This is a genomic window from Mesorhizobium sp. M0048, assembly GCF_040323405.1.
Taxonomy (GTDB): domain Bacteria; phylum Pseudomonadota; class Alphaproteobacteria; order Rhizobiales; family Rhizobiaceae; genus Mesorhizobium.
In genome coordinates, this window is the sequence record NZ_JAMYUV010000044.1 from 12,220 (window position 1) to 27,160 (window position 14,941).

14 protein-coding genes are annotated in these 14,941 nt (G+C 62.9%); 9 read left to right on the forward strand and 5 right to left on the reverse strand.

What is annotated here, in order from left to right; all coding sequences use genetic code 11:
• Nucleotides 1-199 precede the first annotated feature (199 nt).
• Together glmU and NKJ84_RS26020 are read right to left on the reverse strand one after the other, a co-directional pair.
• Nucleotides 200-1,561: a bifunctional UDP-N-acetylglucosamine diphosphorylase/glucosamine-1-phosphate N-acetyltransferase GlmU gene (glmU, locus tag NKJ84_RS26015; RefSeq protein WP_352508817.1), complete on the reverse strand. Its 1,362-nt coding sequence runs from the start codon at nt 1,559-1,561 to the stop codon at nt 200-202.
• 130 nt (nt 1,562-1,691) lie between these two features.
• Nucleotides 1,692-2,639 carry an AraC family transcriptional regulator gene (locus NKJ84_RS26020; RefSeq protein WP_352508818.1) on the reverse strand — a complete coding sequence of 316 codons (948 nt, stop codon included), beginning with the start codon at nt 2,637-2,639 and terminating at the stop codon, nt 1,692-1,694.
• Nucleotides 2,640-2,768: 129 nt separating this feature from the next.
• Here NKJ84_RS26020 and NKJ84_RS26025 point away from each other — a divergent pair, with 129 nt between their 5' ends.
• A complete protein-coding gene (locus tag NKJ84_RS26025; protein ID WP_352508819.1) occupies nt 2,769-3,662 on the forward strand; it encodes an SDR family oxidoreductase in 894 nt (297 codons plus the stop codon).
• A gap of 23 nt (nt 3,663-3,685) precedes the next feature.
• Here the strand turns inward: NKJ84_RS26025 and NKJ84_RS26030 are convergent, their stop codons facing one another.
• Nucleotides 3,686-4,432 carry a cytochrome c biogenesis CcdA family protein gene (locus NKJ84_RS26030; RefSeq protein WP_352508820.1) on the reverse strand — a complete coding sequence of 249 codons (747 nt, stop codon included), beginning with the start codon at nt 4,430-4,432 and terminating at the stop codon, nt 3,686-3,688.
• Nucleotides 4,433-4,487: 55 nt separating this feature from the next.
• Nucleotides 4,488-4,625 carry a hypothetical protein gene (locus NKJ84_RS26035; protein WP_352508821.1) on the reverse strand — a complete coding sequence of 46 codons (138 nt, stop codon included), beginning with the start codon at nt 4,623-4,625 and terminating at the stop codon, nt 4,488-4,490.
• Nucleotides 4,626-4,639: 14 nt separating this feature from the next.
• On the opposite strand from NKJ84_RS26035, the gene NKJ84_RS26040 reads away from it, so the two are divergent.
• From NKJ84_RS26040 to rpmG, 8 genes are all read left to right on the forward strand, one after another.
• A complete protein-coding gene (locus NKJ84_RS26040; protein ID WP_352508822.1) occupies nt 4,640-5,017 on the forward strand; it encodes a COG4315 family predicted lipoprotein in 378 nt (125 codons plus the stop codon).
• A gap of 447 nt (nt 5,018-5,464) precedes the next feature.
• Nucleotides 5,465-8,080: a type I DNA topoisomerase gene (gene topA / locus NKJ84_RS26045; protein ID WP_352508823.1), complete on the forward strand. Its 2,616-nt coding sequence runs from the start codon at nt 5,465-5,467 to the stop codon at nt 8,078-8,080.
• Between the two features lie 6 nt (nt 8,081-8,086).
• Nucleotides 8,087-10,393, forward strand: coding sequence for a ribonuclease R (gene rnr, locus NKJ84_RS26050; RefSeq protein WP_502896240.1), 2,307 nt, complete (start codon nt 8,087-8,089; stop codon nt 10,391-10,393).
• On the forward strand, nt 10,393-10,845 hold the full coding sequence (locus NKJ84_RS26055; protein WP_352508824.1) for a DUF983 domain-containing protein: 453 nt from the start codon (nt 10,393-10,395) through the stop codon (nt 10,843-10,845). Before rnr ends, NKJ84_RS26055 begins: the two co-directional genes overlap by 1 nt.
• 72 nt (nt 10,846-10,917) lie before the next feature.
• Complete coding sequence (locus tag NKJ84_RS26060) at nt 10,918-11,655, forward strand: NUDIX hydrolase (RefSeq protein WP_352508825.1); 738 nt, start codon at nt 10,918-10,920, stop codon at nt 11,653-11,655.
• A gap of 16 nt (nt 11,656-11,671) precedes the next feature.
• Nucleotides 11,672-12,847, forward strand: coding sequence for an MFS transporter (locus NKJ84_RS26065; RefSeq protein ID WP_352508826.1), 1,176 nt, complete (start codon nt 11,672-11,674; stop codon nt 12,845-12,847).
• A 110-nt stretch (nt 12,848-12,957) separates the two neighbouring features.
• Nucleotides 12,958-13,413, forward strand: a complete 456-nt coding sequence (locus tag NKJ84_RS26070; RefSeq protein ID WP_352508827.1) for a hypothetical protein — start codon at nt 12,958-12,960, stop codon at nt 13,411-13,413.
• 119 nt (nt 13,414-13,532) lie between these two features.
• Nucleotides 13,533-13,700 carry a 50S ribosomal protein L33 gene (rpmG, locus tag NKJ84_RS26075; protein ID WP_006201775.1) on the forward strand — a complete coding sequence of 56 codons (168 nt, stop codon included), beginning with the start codon at nt 13,533-13,535 and terminating at the stop codon, nt 13,698-13,700.
• Nucleotides 13,701-13,869: 169 nt separating this feature from the next.
• Here the strand turns inward: rpmG and NKJ84_RS26080 are convergent, their stop codons facing one another.
• Complete coding sequence (locus NKJ84_RS26080; protein WP_352508828.1) at nt 13,870-14,937, reverse strand: ABC transporter ATP-binding protein; 1,068 nt, start codon at nt 14,935-14,937, stop codon at nt 13,870-13,872.
• Nucleotides 14,938-14,941 lie beyond the last annotated feature (4 nt).

Sequence of the window (14,941 nt, forward strand, 5' to 3'; positions counted from 1 at the left end):
CATTTAGAGACTGCCGGGCTGTCGCGAAAAATCACATTCCATTTCGTCCGGTATCAGCCGGACTATCCTGCACAGATGCACCATGACAGGGCGCACTTGCAATCCGGTTACTGCAATTGCTCAGTTTCTCCGCTTCTGTATCCTATCTCGGCCCAACGGCTCCAGAAATCAGTCAAAGACATGATCCCGCTCGTCGCGCCTACCCTTTTTTGCGGGCCGCCGCGGCCGAAGCAAACCGTTCGCGCAACTCCTTGCCCTTGCCGGGTAGAGTCCGCTGACGGGCGCGACCGAAGGCCAGCGCATCGTCGGGTACGCTTTCGGTGATGACGCTGCCTGAGGCGATGTAGCCGTCCTTGCCGATCGACACCGGTGCCACCAGCGAGGAGTTCGAGCCGATGAAGGCACCCTCGCCGATATCGGTGAAGAATTTCGAATAACCGTCATAATTGCACGTGATGGTGCCGGCGCCAATATTGGCGCCTGCGCCGATGCGGGCATCGCCGATATAGGTCAGATGGTTGACCTTGGCGCCCTCCTCGACGATCGCCTGCTTCACCTCGCAGAAATTGCCGACCTTGGCTTTGTTTCTCAGATCGGCCCCGGGCCGCAGCCGCGCGAACGGCCCGACATCGCAATTCGACGCGATAGTGGCGCCTTCGATATGGCTGAAGGCATGGATCTTGGCGCCCGTCGCGATTTTCACGCCTGGGCCGAACCAAACATTGGGCTCGACAATCGTGTCGGCGCCGATCTCGGTGTCGTGCGAGAAGAACACGGTTTCGGGCGCAACCAGTGTCACCCCGGAAAGCATCGCTTCCTGCCGTCGACGCGCCTGCCAGATACCTTCCGCCTGGGCAAGCTCGGCACGGTTGTTGATGCCGAGCGCATTCTCGAAACTGGCTTCGGTGGCTACGACATCAAGTCCCTGCGCAGCGGCGATCTCGACGATGTCGGTGAGATAATGCTCACCCTTGGCGTTCTTGCTGCCGACTTGATCGAGCAGCTTCAGCGCGTGCCTGCCGGCGACCGCCATCAGCCCGCCATTGCAGAAGGTGATTTTCTTCTCCTCGTCCGAGCAGTCCTTCTCCTCGCGGATGGCCACGAGCTTGCCGGCCTTTTCGATAAGCCGGCCGTAGCCCGAAGGATTTTCCGTACGGAAGCCGACCACGACGACGGCCGTACCTTCGGCCAGCTTCAGCCGCGCCGCCGCGAGCGCTTCTGGATCGATCAACGGCGTGTCGCCAAACATCACCAGGATGTCGTCATACCCCTTTGATATTGCTGCGCGCGCGGCAAGCACGGCGTGCGCGGTGCCAAGACGTTTCTCCTGAACGAAAGCTTCGGCCTTGGGCGCAAACTTGAGTGCGGCCTTGCGCATGTCATCGGCGCCATGGCCGATCACCAGCGCCACATCGCCGCTGCCGGCGGCTTCGGCCGCCTTGACGACATGGGCAACCATTGGCAGGCCGGCGATTGTGTGCAGCACTTTCGGCACGGCACTCTTCATGCGCGTGCCTTCGCCGGCAGCGAGGATGATGGACAGGCAGGATCTCTGGCTCATGGGGACAGCAACCGTTGAAAGGGATCTGGAATCGGAGCGTTAGGAGCACCGGCGCCATGCTGCACCAATGCGGTTAAATTCCGGTGAGACGGTGGAACCTCCAACCCGCGGCACGCTCAGGCCGATCGGCTCAGGCGGCTTCCGCCTCGTTGCGTGATGCGAAGCTGGGGGCTCGGCCACGGCCGTATTGCCGTGGCGAACAGTTCATGACCCGCTTGAAAGCAGTGCTGAAGGCGCTTTCGGATTCGTAGCCGAGCGACAGCGCGATGACGGCGACGGGATCGCTGGAATTCGTCAGCCGATCCCCGGCCAGCAGCATTCGCCAGCGCGTCAAATAGTCCATCGGCGACGCGCCGACCGTCTCCTTGAATCTGAGCGCAAAGGTCGATCGCGACATGCCGGCCCGTTCCGCCAGTTCCTGTAACGTCCAGCCATGCGCCGGATTCTCATGCATGGCGCTGATCGCCGCGCCCATCTGTTTGTCCGAGAGGGCAAAGAGCCAGCCGACGCCACCTTTCAATCCTTCTGAAAGATGCAGCCGCAACGCCTGAACCAGCATCATGTGAGCAAGGTGCTGGATCACCAGAAAGCCGCCCGGTTGTGGCTCGCGCAGCTCCTGCATCATCCGCTCCACCGACCAGCGCAGGGCCGACTTGTCCGACTCTTTGCGGATATGCACAATGGCTGGCAGCATCCGCAACAGGATGCCGGCATGATTGCCGCCAAGCGCGAAGCGGCTGCTGACCAGAAAGAAATCACCGCCGCCATTGTGGGTCACAACACCGCCGGCTCGCGCAGGCGGAAAAATCTTGACGGCTTCAACAGGCGACAAACTCATGTCGCTTGCAAGGCGGAAAGGCCGCCCACTCGGCAACAGGAAGCAGTCCCCCGTCTCAAGGCGCACTGCGTCGGCAACGCCCTCTACTGACAGCCAGCACCGGCCGGAGACCACCGCTCCGGTCTTAATGCTTTGCTGCTGGTCGGGGAACTGGATCGACCATTCACCACCTGCATCGAAGCCGGCCGACATATAGTTTCGCGGCTTCAGCAGCGAGAGCACATCTGAAAGAGGATCCACGTGTCATTCCGGACGATTGCGAAGATAATTCGGACTTTACCGCATAGATCGTATTTTCTCAAGCGCCTATCACGACGTCACCGGGCCGCGAAAATGGTCGTGGTCAGAAACGAACAAGGACAAGTCGTGATGCGTGTTTTCGTTACCGGAGCGACCGGATTCGTCGGTTCTGCCGTCGTTCAAGAACTCATCGGCGCCGGCCATCAGGTGCTCGGCCTCGCCCGCTCGGAGGCATCGGCCAAGTCGCTCGCCGCCACTGGAGCCGAGGTGCATCGAGGCGACCTCGAAGACGTGGAGAGCCTGCGCAGGGGCGCGGCAGCCGCCGATGCGGTTATCCACACCGGGTTCAACCATGACTTCTCGAAGTTCGCGCAAAACTGCGAGATGGACCGGCGTGCCATCGAGGTGATGGGCGGAGCGCTCGAAGGCTCCGAGCGCCTCCTGCTCGTCACCTCGGGGACCGCGCTCCAGGCGCGGGCCCGTATCGCGACGGAGCAAGATGCGCCTGTCCCCTCGTCCGCTTCCTATCCCCGCGCCTCCGAAGCGACAGCCGCCGCGCTGGCGGCACGCGGGGTGCGCGCATCGGTTGTCCGCCTTCCTCCGTCGGTCCATGGCCAGGGCGACCACGCCTTTGTTCCTATTCTCATCGACCTCGCTCGTAGGAAGGGCGTGTCGGCCTATATCGGCGAAGGGCTCAATCGCTGGCCTGCCGTGCATCGGTTCGATGCCGCCCGCGTCTACCGGCTTGCGCTCGAGCATGGAGCCGGTGGCGGGCGATATCACGCGATCGCCGAAGAAGGCGTGCCGTTCAAGGACATCGCCGGCGTGATCGGCCGGCGCCTGAACGTGCCGGTCCTCGCCAAGTCTGCGGAAGAAGCCGCCGATCATTTTGGCTGGTTCGCGATGTTCGCGGCGATGGATGTCCCGACCTCGAGCGAACGGACTCGCGCGCTGCTGGGGTGGCAGCCGAGCGGACCTGGGCTGATCGCTGATATCGACCAGCCGGGCTATTTCGAAAGCTGAACAGACCACGTCGGGCTACAAACCTAGCCCAATTGCCCCAGCACCGGAAAATTCTCGAGCAGCCAATATGACATCGTCTGCACGCCGCCGGTCAGGAAAAACACGCCGGCGACCACCAGCAGCGCGCCGATGGCTTTTTCGACGCGGCCGAGATGGAGGCGGAATTTCGAGAGAAAGCGCATGAAGGCGCCGGAAAACAGCGCAGCGATCAGGAACGGAATACCGAGGCCGAGCGAGTAGGCGGCAAGCAGCAACGCGCCCTCGCCCACCGTCTCGCGGCCGCCGGCAAGCGTCAGGATCGGCCCCAGCACCGGGCCGATACAGGGTGTCCAGCCAAAGGCGAAGGCCAAGCCCATGACGTAAGCGGCGATCAAGCTGGCCGGCTTGCCTTGCGACTGGAAGCGCGCCTCGCGTGAAAGCAAAGGGATACGCAGTACGCCGAGGAAATTCAGCCCCATCAGGATGATCAGCACACCGGCCACCATTGCCAGCGGCTCCTGCCAGACCCGTAACAAATGGCCGATGGTCGAGGCGCCAGCGCCAAGCGCGACGAAGACGGTCGAGAAGCCGAGCACGAAGGCGATGGAGGAATTAACCAGCGCGCCTCGCACACCGGCCTTTGCCGTAATGCCGGCTTCGCCGCGGAAATCGTCGACGGACACGCCGGCCATATAGCACAGGTAAGGCGGCACCAGTGGCAGCACGCAGGGGGACAGGAACGAAATTGCTCCCGCCCCGATCGCACTGACATAGCCGACGTCCAACGCCATTTCCATCTCCAGATGACTGCGCAGCCATATAGCCGCGACAACGTCCGTCCGCCAATCACCATCGCGTGGCCCCCATCAGATTGGGTAGCAAGTCGACGCCGTCGCCTGGATCAATGGAGAACAGCGCGGGAAGAAAGGGCAGCCGGGCAGCGTTGATCAGAAGAAGTCGCGGTTCCGCGCGCTTTTCGAACATTCAGGGAGAAGTCCATGAAAACGATCGCAATTGGCATGGCGGCGCTTTTGCTCGGCACTGCCGGATCCTTAGCCGCCGAGGCGTGGAAGGAAGCGGAGGTCGGCGGCACCAAGATCTACACCGACGCCAGCGGCATGACGCTCTACACCTACGACAAGGACGAGGCCGGCAAGTCGAACTGTTACGACAAATGCGCCGCCAATTGGCCGCCGCTGAAGGCTGACGCCAACGCCAAGGCCGAGGGCGAATGGACGATCGTCGACCGCACCGACGGCACCAGGATGTGGGCCTACGAAGGCAAGCCGCTCTACACGTTCATCAAGGACAAGAAGGCCGGCGACGTCACCGGCGAGGGCGTCGGCGGCGTCTGGCATATCGCCAAGGCCGACTAAGCCTTGAGCTTCTGATCCGCTGTAACAGGCGGTAACACGGCTGGTCGCTGGGAGCTTGACCCAACCGCCCCGGCGGCCGACTTTTCAGCACGCCAATTCCTTGCAACTATCCGGGCAAATGCCGGGCTACCGATTGCGCGCTTCACAGCATCTGTTCAAGCGGGGCTGGCGCGTGCTCGACGTTTCTCTTATATCCGCGGGAGAGTTTGTCCCGTTCTCCAGGATCAATTGCCGGGTGTTGTCCAGCGATAGGCTGCTCATTTCCCTTGTCCAGGATTGCGGAAATCGCATGGCGCGCCGCTGGGTTGCGCATTCGGTGCAGGGCCGCATTTTGACTGCTTGGCCTTGACCGGATGCAAAAGCGCGGCCATGTGAGCGACACATTGAACGAGATTTCGTCGCGCGCAGCGGAATTCTTCTGCCGCATCACAACTGATATGAGACCGTATGGACGTCGTCGTCGTCGAATCGCCGGCCAAGGCGAAGACAATCAACAAGTACCTCGGCAAGAACTACAAGGTTCTGGCTTCGTTCGGCCATGTCCGCGATCTGCCGGCCAAGGATGGCTCGGTGCGTCCGGATGAGGACTTTGCCATGTCCTGGGCCGTCGACACCGCGTCTGGAAAGCGTCTCGCCGATATCGCCAAGGCGGTCAAGGACGCCGACGGGCTGATCCTCGCCACCGATCCGGACCGCGAGGGCGAAGCGATCTCCTGGCATGTCCTGGAAGTGCTGAAGCAAAAGCGCGCGTTGAAGGACAAGCCGGTCAGCCGCGTCGTCTTCAACGCCATTACCAAGGCGTCGGTGCTGGAGGCGATGGCCAATCCGCGCCAGATCGATGCGCCGCTGGTCGATGCCTATCTCGCCCGCCGTGCGCTCGACTATCTGGTCGGCTTCACGCTGTCGCCCGTGCTGTGGCGCAAACTGCCCGGCGCCCGGTCCGCCGGCCGTGTCCAGTCGGTGGCGCTGCGTCTGGTCTGCGACCGCGAATCCGAGATCGAACGCTTCGTCCGCGAGGAATACTGGCAGGTCGCCGCCATTCTCGGCACGCCGCGCAAGGAAAATTTCGAGGCGCGGCTGACCACCTTCGAGCGCAAGAAGCTGCAAAAGCTCGACATTTCCAACAAGGCGCAGGCCGACGACATCAAGGCGATGCTCGAAGGCGCCAGCTTCAAGGCGGCGTCGGTCGAAGCCAAGCCGACCAAGCGCAATCCCGGGCCGCCCTTCACCACCTCGACGCTGCAGCAGGCAGCCTCGTCGGGTCTCGGCTTTTCGGCCAACCGCACCATGCAGGTGGCGCAGCGGCTCTATGAGGGCATGGAGATCGGCGGTGAGACCACCGGCCTGATCACCTATATGCGGACCGACGGCGTGCAGATGGCACCCGAGGCGATCTCTGCCGCACGCGATGCGATCGCCAAGGAATTCGGTGCCAAATACCTGCCTGAAAAGCCGCGCTATTATTCCGCCAAGGCCAAGAATGCCCAGGAGGCGCACGAAGCGATCCGTCCGACCGATTTCATGCGCACGCCGGCTTCCGTCAGGCAGTATCTCGACGCCGACCAGGCGCGGCTTTACGAGATGATCTGGAAACGCGCCATCGCCAGCCAGATGCAGCCGGCCGAGATAGAGCGCACCACGGTCGAGATCGAGGCCATCAACGGTTCGCGTACCGCCGAGCTTCGTGCTGTCGGTTCCGTTGTTCGCTTCGACGGCTTCCTTGCTGCCTACATCGAGCAAAAGGAAGAAGATTCGGAAGACGAGGAAAGCCGCCGCCTGCCCGAGATCCGTGCCGGCGAGCAGCTCACACGCGAGGCGATCAACGCCACCCAGCACACCACCGAGCCGCCGCCGCGTTATTCGGAAGCTTCGCTGATCAAGAAGCTGGAAGAGCTGGGCATCGGCCGGCCGTCGACCTATACGGCGATCCTGAAGACGCTCGAGGATCGCGATTACGTCACCATCGACAAGCGCAAGCTGGTGCCACAGCCCAAGGGCCGGCTATTGTCAGCCTTCCTCGAAAGCTTCTTCGAGCGTTATGTCGAGTACGACTTCACCGCTTCGCTCGAGGAGAAACTCGATGAAATCTCCGACGGCAAGCTCGCCTGGAAGGACGTGCTGCGCGATTTCTGGAAGGATTTTTCCGGCGCCGTCGCCGACATCAAGGAGCTGAGGGTCACCGACGTCCTCGATGCGTTGAACGAGGAACTGGCGCCGCTGGTGTTTCCCGCGCGCGAAGACGGTTCGAACCCGCGCATCTGTCCGAAATGCGGCACCGGCAACCTGTCGCTGAAGCTCGGCAAGTTCGGCGCCTTCGTCGGCTGTTCGAACTATCCCGAATGCTCCTTCACCCGCCAGCTTGGCGACGCCGCCAATCCCAATGGCGAGAACGGCGGTGGCGAAGACGGCACCAAATTGCTCGGCAAGGACCCCTATACCGCCGAGGAGATCACGCTGCGCAATGGCCGGTTCGGCCCCTATATCCAGCGCGGCGACGGCAAGGATGCCAAGCGCTCCAGCCTGCCCAAGGGCTGGACTGCCGATTCGATCGATCATGAAAAGGCGCTGGCCTTGTTGTCGCTGCCGCGCGACGTCGGCAAGCATCCGGAATCCGGCAAGATGATTTCGGCCGGGCTGGGGCGCTACGGGCCGTTCGTGCTGCATGACGGCACCTACGCCAATCTCGACAGCATCGAAGACGTGTTCTCGATCGGCCTCAATCGCGCCGTCTCGGTGATCGCCGAGAAGCAATTGAAGGGCAAAGGCGGCCGCAATGGCGGCACAGCCGCTGCGCTCAAGGAACTTGGCGAGCATCCTTCCGGCGGCGGCAAGATCGTCGTGCGCGACGGCAAATACGGCCCTTATGTGAATTTCGGCAAGGTCAATGCGACGCTGCCGAAGGGCAAGGACCCGCAATCGGTGACGATCGACGATGCCGTGGCGCTCATTGCGGAAAAGGAAGCCAAGGGCGGCAATGGCGCCAGGAAGCCCTTCCGCAAAGCGGCCGCGCCTGCCAAGAAACCAGCTGCAGCCAAAAAACCGGCGGCCAGGAAAAAGGGATAGGACGGGTTGGCGCGCAAAGTCTCCGGAAGAAGCCACGGCGATCTGCGCACCGCCGATACTCGCGCCAAGGTCAGGGACAATTACCGGCCGTCACGCGACGAGATACTGCGTTACATCGCCGAAAATCCGGACCGCGCGGGAAAACGCGACATCGCAAAGGCGTTTGCGCTACGCGGCGAAGACCGTATCTGGCTGAAGGACGTCTTGCGCGACCTGCAGGACGAAGGCCTGCTGACCAAGGAGCGCAAGCGGCTCGCCCGTGTCGGCGCCCTGCCCCACGTCGCGGTGCTCGACATCTTCGGCCGTGACGCCGACGGTGTGCTGCTGGCGCACCCGACCGAAGCGATCGGCAATGGCGAACCGCCGGTCATAGCGATCCGCGTGTCGCGCGGCGGCAATGGGCCGACGCCTGGTATCGGCGACCGCGTGCTGGCCAAGACCTTTCCGACCGACGACCCGGCAGGCCCCGCCTATACCGGCCGGGTTATGAAGATATTCGAGAAGCGCACCGATGCGGTTCTCGGCGTTTTTCGCGTACTGAAGGACGGCACGTTCCGCATCGAGCCGGTGGAAAGGCGCCAGCCCGAGCTGGTCGTCGACAAGGAATTCCAGAACGGCGCCAAGAACGGCGACCTGGTCGAGGTCGAGCCGGCGCGGGCCTCCCGCTACGGGCTGCCGAGAGCCAAGGTTCTGGCGGTGTTGGGCTCGCTGACCAGCGAAAAGGCGGTCTCGATGATCGCCATTCACGCAAACGACATTCCGCATATTTTTCCCGCCGACGTCATCGCCGAGGCGGAGGCGGTCAAGCCGGCGACGCTTGCCGGCCGCGAGGATTGGCGCGAGCTGCCGCTGCTCACCATCGATCCGGCCGACGCCAAGGATCATGATGACGCGGTGTTCGCCATGCCCGACACCGACGAGAAGAACGCCGGCGGCGTGGTTGTCACCGTCGCGATTGCCGATGTCGCTGCATACGTGCGCTATGGCACGGCGCTCGATCGCGAAGCGCTGAAGCGCGGCAATTCTGTCTATTTCCCCGACCGCGTCGTGCCGATGCTGCCGGAGCGCATCTCGAACGACCTCTGTTCACTGCGCGAGGGCCAGGATCGTCCGGCGATAGCGGTGCGGATGACTTTCTCGGCCGATGGCCACAAACTCAGACACTCGTTCCATCGCGTCATGATGAAGTCGGCGGCGAAACTCGCCTATCAGCAGGCGCAAGCGGCGATCGACGGCGCACCGGACGACACGACTGGCCCGATCCTCGATGCGGTGCTGAAGCCGCTATGGGACGCCTACGGGATCCTGAAGCGCGGCCGCGACACGCGCCAGCCGCTTGAACTCGATCTGCCCGAGCGCAAGATCCTGCTCAAGCAGGACGGCACCGTCGACAAGGTCGTCGTGCCGGAGCGGCTCGACGCGCACAAGCTGATCGAAGAGTTCATGATCCAGGCCAATGTCGCCGCAGCCGAGACACTCGAGGCGAAGCGGCAGGCGCTGGTCTACCGCATCCACGATGCGCCTTCGCTTGCCAAGCAGGAATCGCTGCGTGAATTCCTGCAGACGCTCGGCCTGTCGCTGGCGCGCGGCGCGCAGATGCGGCCGAACCAGTTCAACGGCATCCTCGCTCGCGTGCGCGGCGCCGACAATGAGGGACTGGTCAACGAAGTGGTGCTGCGCTCGCAAAGCCAGGCCGAATATTCGCCCGCCAATATCGGCCATTTCGGCCTCAACCTGAAGCGCTACGCGCATTTCACCTCGCCGATCCGTCGCTATGCCGACCTGATCGTGCATCGTGGGCTGATTGCCGCACTCGGCCTTGGTCCGGGGGGCCTGACGCAGGACGAGGCGGAGCGGCTGGAAGAGGTCTCGGCGCTGATTTCGGCGACCGAGCGGCGCGCGATGGCCGCCGAGCGCGACACGGTCGACCGGCTGATCGCCGCCTATCTCGCCGAGCGCATCGACGACCGTTTCGACGCCCGTATCTCGGGCGTCACCAAATCGGGCCTGTTTGTCCAATTGCCGCAGTATGGCGCGGATGGCTTCATTCCGGTTTCAACCCTGGGCGGCGACTACTATATATACGACGAAACTGCTCGATCGCTTTTCGGAGAACGCACCGGCAAGGGCTATCAGCTTGCTGATCGCGTCGAGGTTCGCCTGATCGAGGTGGCGCCGATGGCCGGCGCGATGCGTTTCGAGATGCTGACCGAGCCAAAGCCGCTGCCCGGCTCCAAACGGTCGTTCCACAAGGCCAAAGGCCGCGCCCGCGCGTCGCAATCGCGTCCAGGCTCGCGCGGCAGGAGACGGTAATGCCAACAGAACTGCAGATGGAAGAACGGGTTTTCGGCGGCGAACATCACTCGGGCCGGACCGCCCGGCCGCTATGGACGGCAATGAAGCGCGGGATGCTCGGCCGCTGCCCGCATTGCGGCGAGGGCAAGCTGTTTCGCGCCTTCGTCAAGACCGTCGACAAATGCAATCATTGCGGCGAGGAGCTGCACCACCATCGCGCCGACGACCTGCCGGCCTATCTTGTGGTGGTCATTGTCGGCCACATCGTGCTTGGCGCTTTCATGGGTGTCGAGGCGACTTCGACGCTGTCGACCTGGCAGCACATCGCCATCTGGGTGCCATTGACCATCATTCTCGCCGTCGTCCTGCTGCAGCCAGTCAAGGGCGCTGTCATCGGCTTGCAATGGGCGTTTTATATGCACGGCTTTGGCGGTGACGAAGATCTGATCGAGTCGCATCCCGAGGCTTGAAACCGAGGCTGGCGCAATCGGCATGGCTGGACGCCACTTTCGCATCGGAGAAGATTCCGCTAGGTCGAGCGCATGGACGTTGTGACCAAGGCGGAAGTCGACAAGGTTGAGCGGGTCGCGCTCGACGCCAACCCTATACGCCCGCGCGACGCCGCGACGCTGATCCTGCTCGACCGCAAGGGCGACGAAATCCTGGTGCTGATGGGCCGCCGCCACGCCCGTCATGCCTTCATGCCGGGAAAATTCGTGTTTCCGGGCGGCCGCACCGATCCGGCCGACAGCCACATCCGGACAGCCACCGCACTTCATCCCGACGAAGAAGCGAGATTGACCGCTGGCATCGGCCGCACCAGCCCGGCCCGCGCCCGCGCCATTGCCCTGTCGGCAATCCGCGAAACCTATGAGGAGGCCGGCCTGCTGATCGGCCAAAAAGGGGGCTTCGCAACCGCCAAGCGCGACTGGCAGGGCTTTGTCGAGCACGGCGTTATTCCATCACTGCAAGCGCTGCGCTTCGTCGCACGCGCCATCACCCCGCCCAACCGGGTGCGCCGGTTCGATACGCGCTTTCTCGCCGCATGGCGCGACGATGTCGCCGTGGAACTGCCGGATGGCGGTCCGACCAACGAATTGGAGGACGTCGTTTGGCTGCCGCTGGCCAAGGCGGCCAGGCAAGCAGATATCCCAGACATCACGCGCACGGTGCTGGAGGGACTGGAAACCCGCCTCGCCCAGGATCCGCTGCTGAGCCCCGGCGGTCGCGTGCCGTTCTACCGGCTTGTCCGCAATCGCTTCGTCCGCGAAATTCTCTAGAGCAGCCAGGCATTCCATGACAGTCGACATCCAGCCGCAGGGCAAGGAACGCGTACACTGGCTGCCGATGGTCGCGGCGATCTCGTCGATCAGCGTCGTCGGCATTGCCATCGGGCTCGGCATGCCGCTGCTCAGCGTGATCCTTGAAACGCGCGGCCACTCCGCGTCGATGATAGGCCTTAACACCGCGGTCGCCGGCCTCGCCTCGATCGCCGGCGCGCCGCTCGCCACTCCGCTTGCCATGCGGTTCGGGGTCGCCTGGACAATGCTTGCCATGATTGCGGCCGGAGCGCTGGCCTTTGTCGGTTTCCATTTCGCGCCAGCTTTCTGGATGTGGTTTCCGCTGCGGGTCCTGCTGCATATCGCGCTGACGGTGCTGTTCATCCTGTCGGAATTCTGGATCAGCACCTCGGCGCCGCCACACCGGCGCGGACTGGTCCTCGGCATCTATGCCACCGTGCTGTCTCTCGGCTTTGCCGCCGGGCCTTGGCTGTTCGCCCACCTTGGCAGCAGCGGTTTCCTCCCTTTCGGCGTCACCATCGCACTGGTTACGCTGGCTGCCATACCGGTTCTGGCGGCACGCAACGAGAGCCCGACGATCGTCTCGGACGGCGAAACCAGCAATTTCCTGCGTTATATCTGGCTGGTGCCGACGGCGACCGCCGCCGTGCTGGTGTTCGGCGCGGTCGAGACCGGCGGCTTTGCGCTGTTCCCCGTCTATGGTAGCCGCATCGGCTACTCAGAGGCGGACGCAGCCCTTTTGCTCACCATGATCGGCCTCGGCAACGTGCTGTTGCAGATCCCGATCGGCATGATCAGCGACCGCGTCAGCGACCGCCGCTATTTGCTGATGGCTTGTGCCACCGTCGGGCTTGCCGGCACAATCTTCATGCCGTTCTTCGCGCAGAACTGGCATATGATGGCAGCGCTTCTGTTCGTCTGGGGCGGTGTGGTCGCTGCCATGTACACAATCGGCCTGGCGCATCTCGGCTCGCAGCTTTCCGGCCATGAATTGGCCTCCGCCAACGCCGCCTTCGTGCTCTGCTACGGCGTCGGCATGGTGCTTGGCCCGCAGGCAATCGGCATCGGCATGGACGCTTTCGGGCCGTCGGGCTTCGGTTGGGCGCTCGGCCTGTTCTTCGCCTGCTATATCGTGCTGGTCGGCACCAGGCTGCTCCGCAAAATCCTCTGAGTCGGTCCAGCTTCCGACATCGCTCCCACTGCTGACCAACTACTGACATAACCATGTCAGGAGGGCTCGAGTATATGCTCCCCCAAAGTGCATAAGCAGGGAGACCTCGGATGATCGATAGTGGCTTTGAAACGAAATCGCTGCGGATGGAATTGCTGCTGCTGGTGACCTTTCAGGCACCGGCAGCTGATGTCGATCGCATCATGGAAGCGGTGGTCGCGATCGCGCCGCTCAGAATGGGCAAATATGACAGCAATGCCTTTCAGTCGGCGGACGGCATCGAACGCTACCGGCCGCTTGAAGGTGCCGCCGCCGGCGCCGAGACGGAATTGCGCAGGCGGCCTGGGACTGTCGAGGTGTCGTTCGAACTGCCCGATGATCAGAAGCTCGCCGCTCGCGTCGTCGAAGCGATTTACCAGGTTCACAGCTGTCAGGAGCCGGTGATCCGCATTCAGCCACTGCTTGCCAGCCGCTCCAAGGGTCTCGATGACCGCGCCAACCCGAACCGCTGGTGGAACACGACGGGCGATTGGAAGAAGGTGTTGCCAGTCACGGAAGACGCATGAGCCTGGACAAGGGTTGACTTTCCGGGCGCGTTCTTTATGTGTCGCGGCAAGTTTCCCGCGTCCGGGTGTTTCCCGTGCTCCAGCGGCCAAAACTCCACGAACATTAACGGACGAACATCATGGCCAAAGCCGCAAACATCAAGATCAAGCTTCTGTCGACCGCCGACACCGGTTTCTTCTACGTGACCAGCAAGAACAGCCGCACCAAGACGGACAAGCTGTCGTTCCGCAAATACGACCCGGTCGCCAAGAAGCACGTCGAATTCAAGGAAACCAAGATCAAGTAATCGGGTTTCTCTCGCAGTACTGAAACGCCGCCTTCCGGGCGGCGTTTTTCGTTTCGGGAATTCAGGACTAGAGCATTTTGCAGCCAAATGGAATCATTTGGCGTCCGCATAAATGCGGCAAAACAGATAGTTAGAGCGAGTTACCGGTTCCAAGAGAACCGGAACCGCTCTAGTCGATGCGATCGCCGCTTGCCGGATCGAACAGATGCAGCGACGCCGGATCAGCCGACAGGCGCACGCCTTCACCCGGTTTCACGCTGGCCCGGCCCATGGCAAACACGCAGACCTGCTGGCCGGCAAGCCTGGTATAGAACTGGGTCGATAAGCCGAGCGGCTCCACCACGCCCACCTTGCCTTTCAGCGCGCCATTGTCGGCGAGCCGGATATGCTCGGGCCGCAAGCCTACGGTGATCGCATCGCCATCCCTGAGCGGCAGGCCGTCGGGCAGCCTCAGCTTCTGGCCGTCGGCCAGGATGGCATCCGGCCCGGCTCCCTTTTCAACCACGGCAGGCAGAAAATTCATGCCGGGCGAGCCGATGAACCCGGCGACGAACATGTTGACCGGCCGGTCGTACAGATCGAGCGGCGCGCCGACCTGCTGGACGAGGCCGTCATGCATGACGACGATACGGTCGGCCATTGTCATCGCTTCGGTCTGGTCATGGGTGACATAGACCGAAGTGGTCTTCAATTGCTGGTGCAGCGCCTTTATCTCGGCACGCATGTGGACGCGCAGCTTGGCGTCGAGGTTCGAAAGCGGCTCGTCGAAGAGAAAGACCTTCGGGTCGCGCACGATGGCCCGCCCCATGGCGACGCGCTGGCGCTGGCCGCCGGACAATTGCCGCGGCAGGCGTTGCAGAAGGGCATCGAGCCCGAGCCGCTTGGCGGCGGCGTCCACCCTTGCTTCGATAGCTGGCTTGCCGGCCTTCCTCAACATCAGGCTGAAGCCCATGTTCTTCGACACGTCCATATGCGGATAGAGCGCGTATGACTGAAACACCATGGCGATGTCGCGGTCCTTTGGCGCGATGTCGTTAACCAGGCGCTCGCCAATATGGATCTCGCCGCCGGAGACCTCCTCCAGCCCGGCGATCATGCGCAGCAGGGTCGATTTCCCGCAGCCGGACGGGCCGACCAGGACCACGAACTCGCCGTCGGCGATTTCGAGATCGACCGCGTGCAGGACGCGCACGGCTCCATAGTCTTTGCGGACTTTGTCGAGTGTGACGGAGGCCATCGAT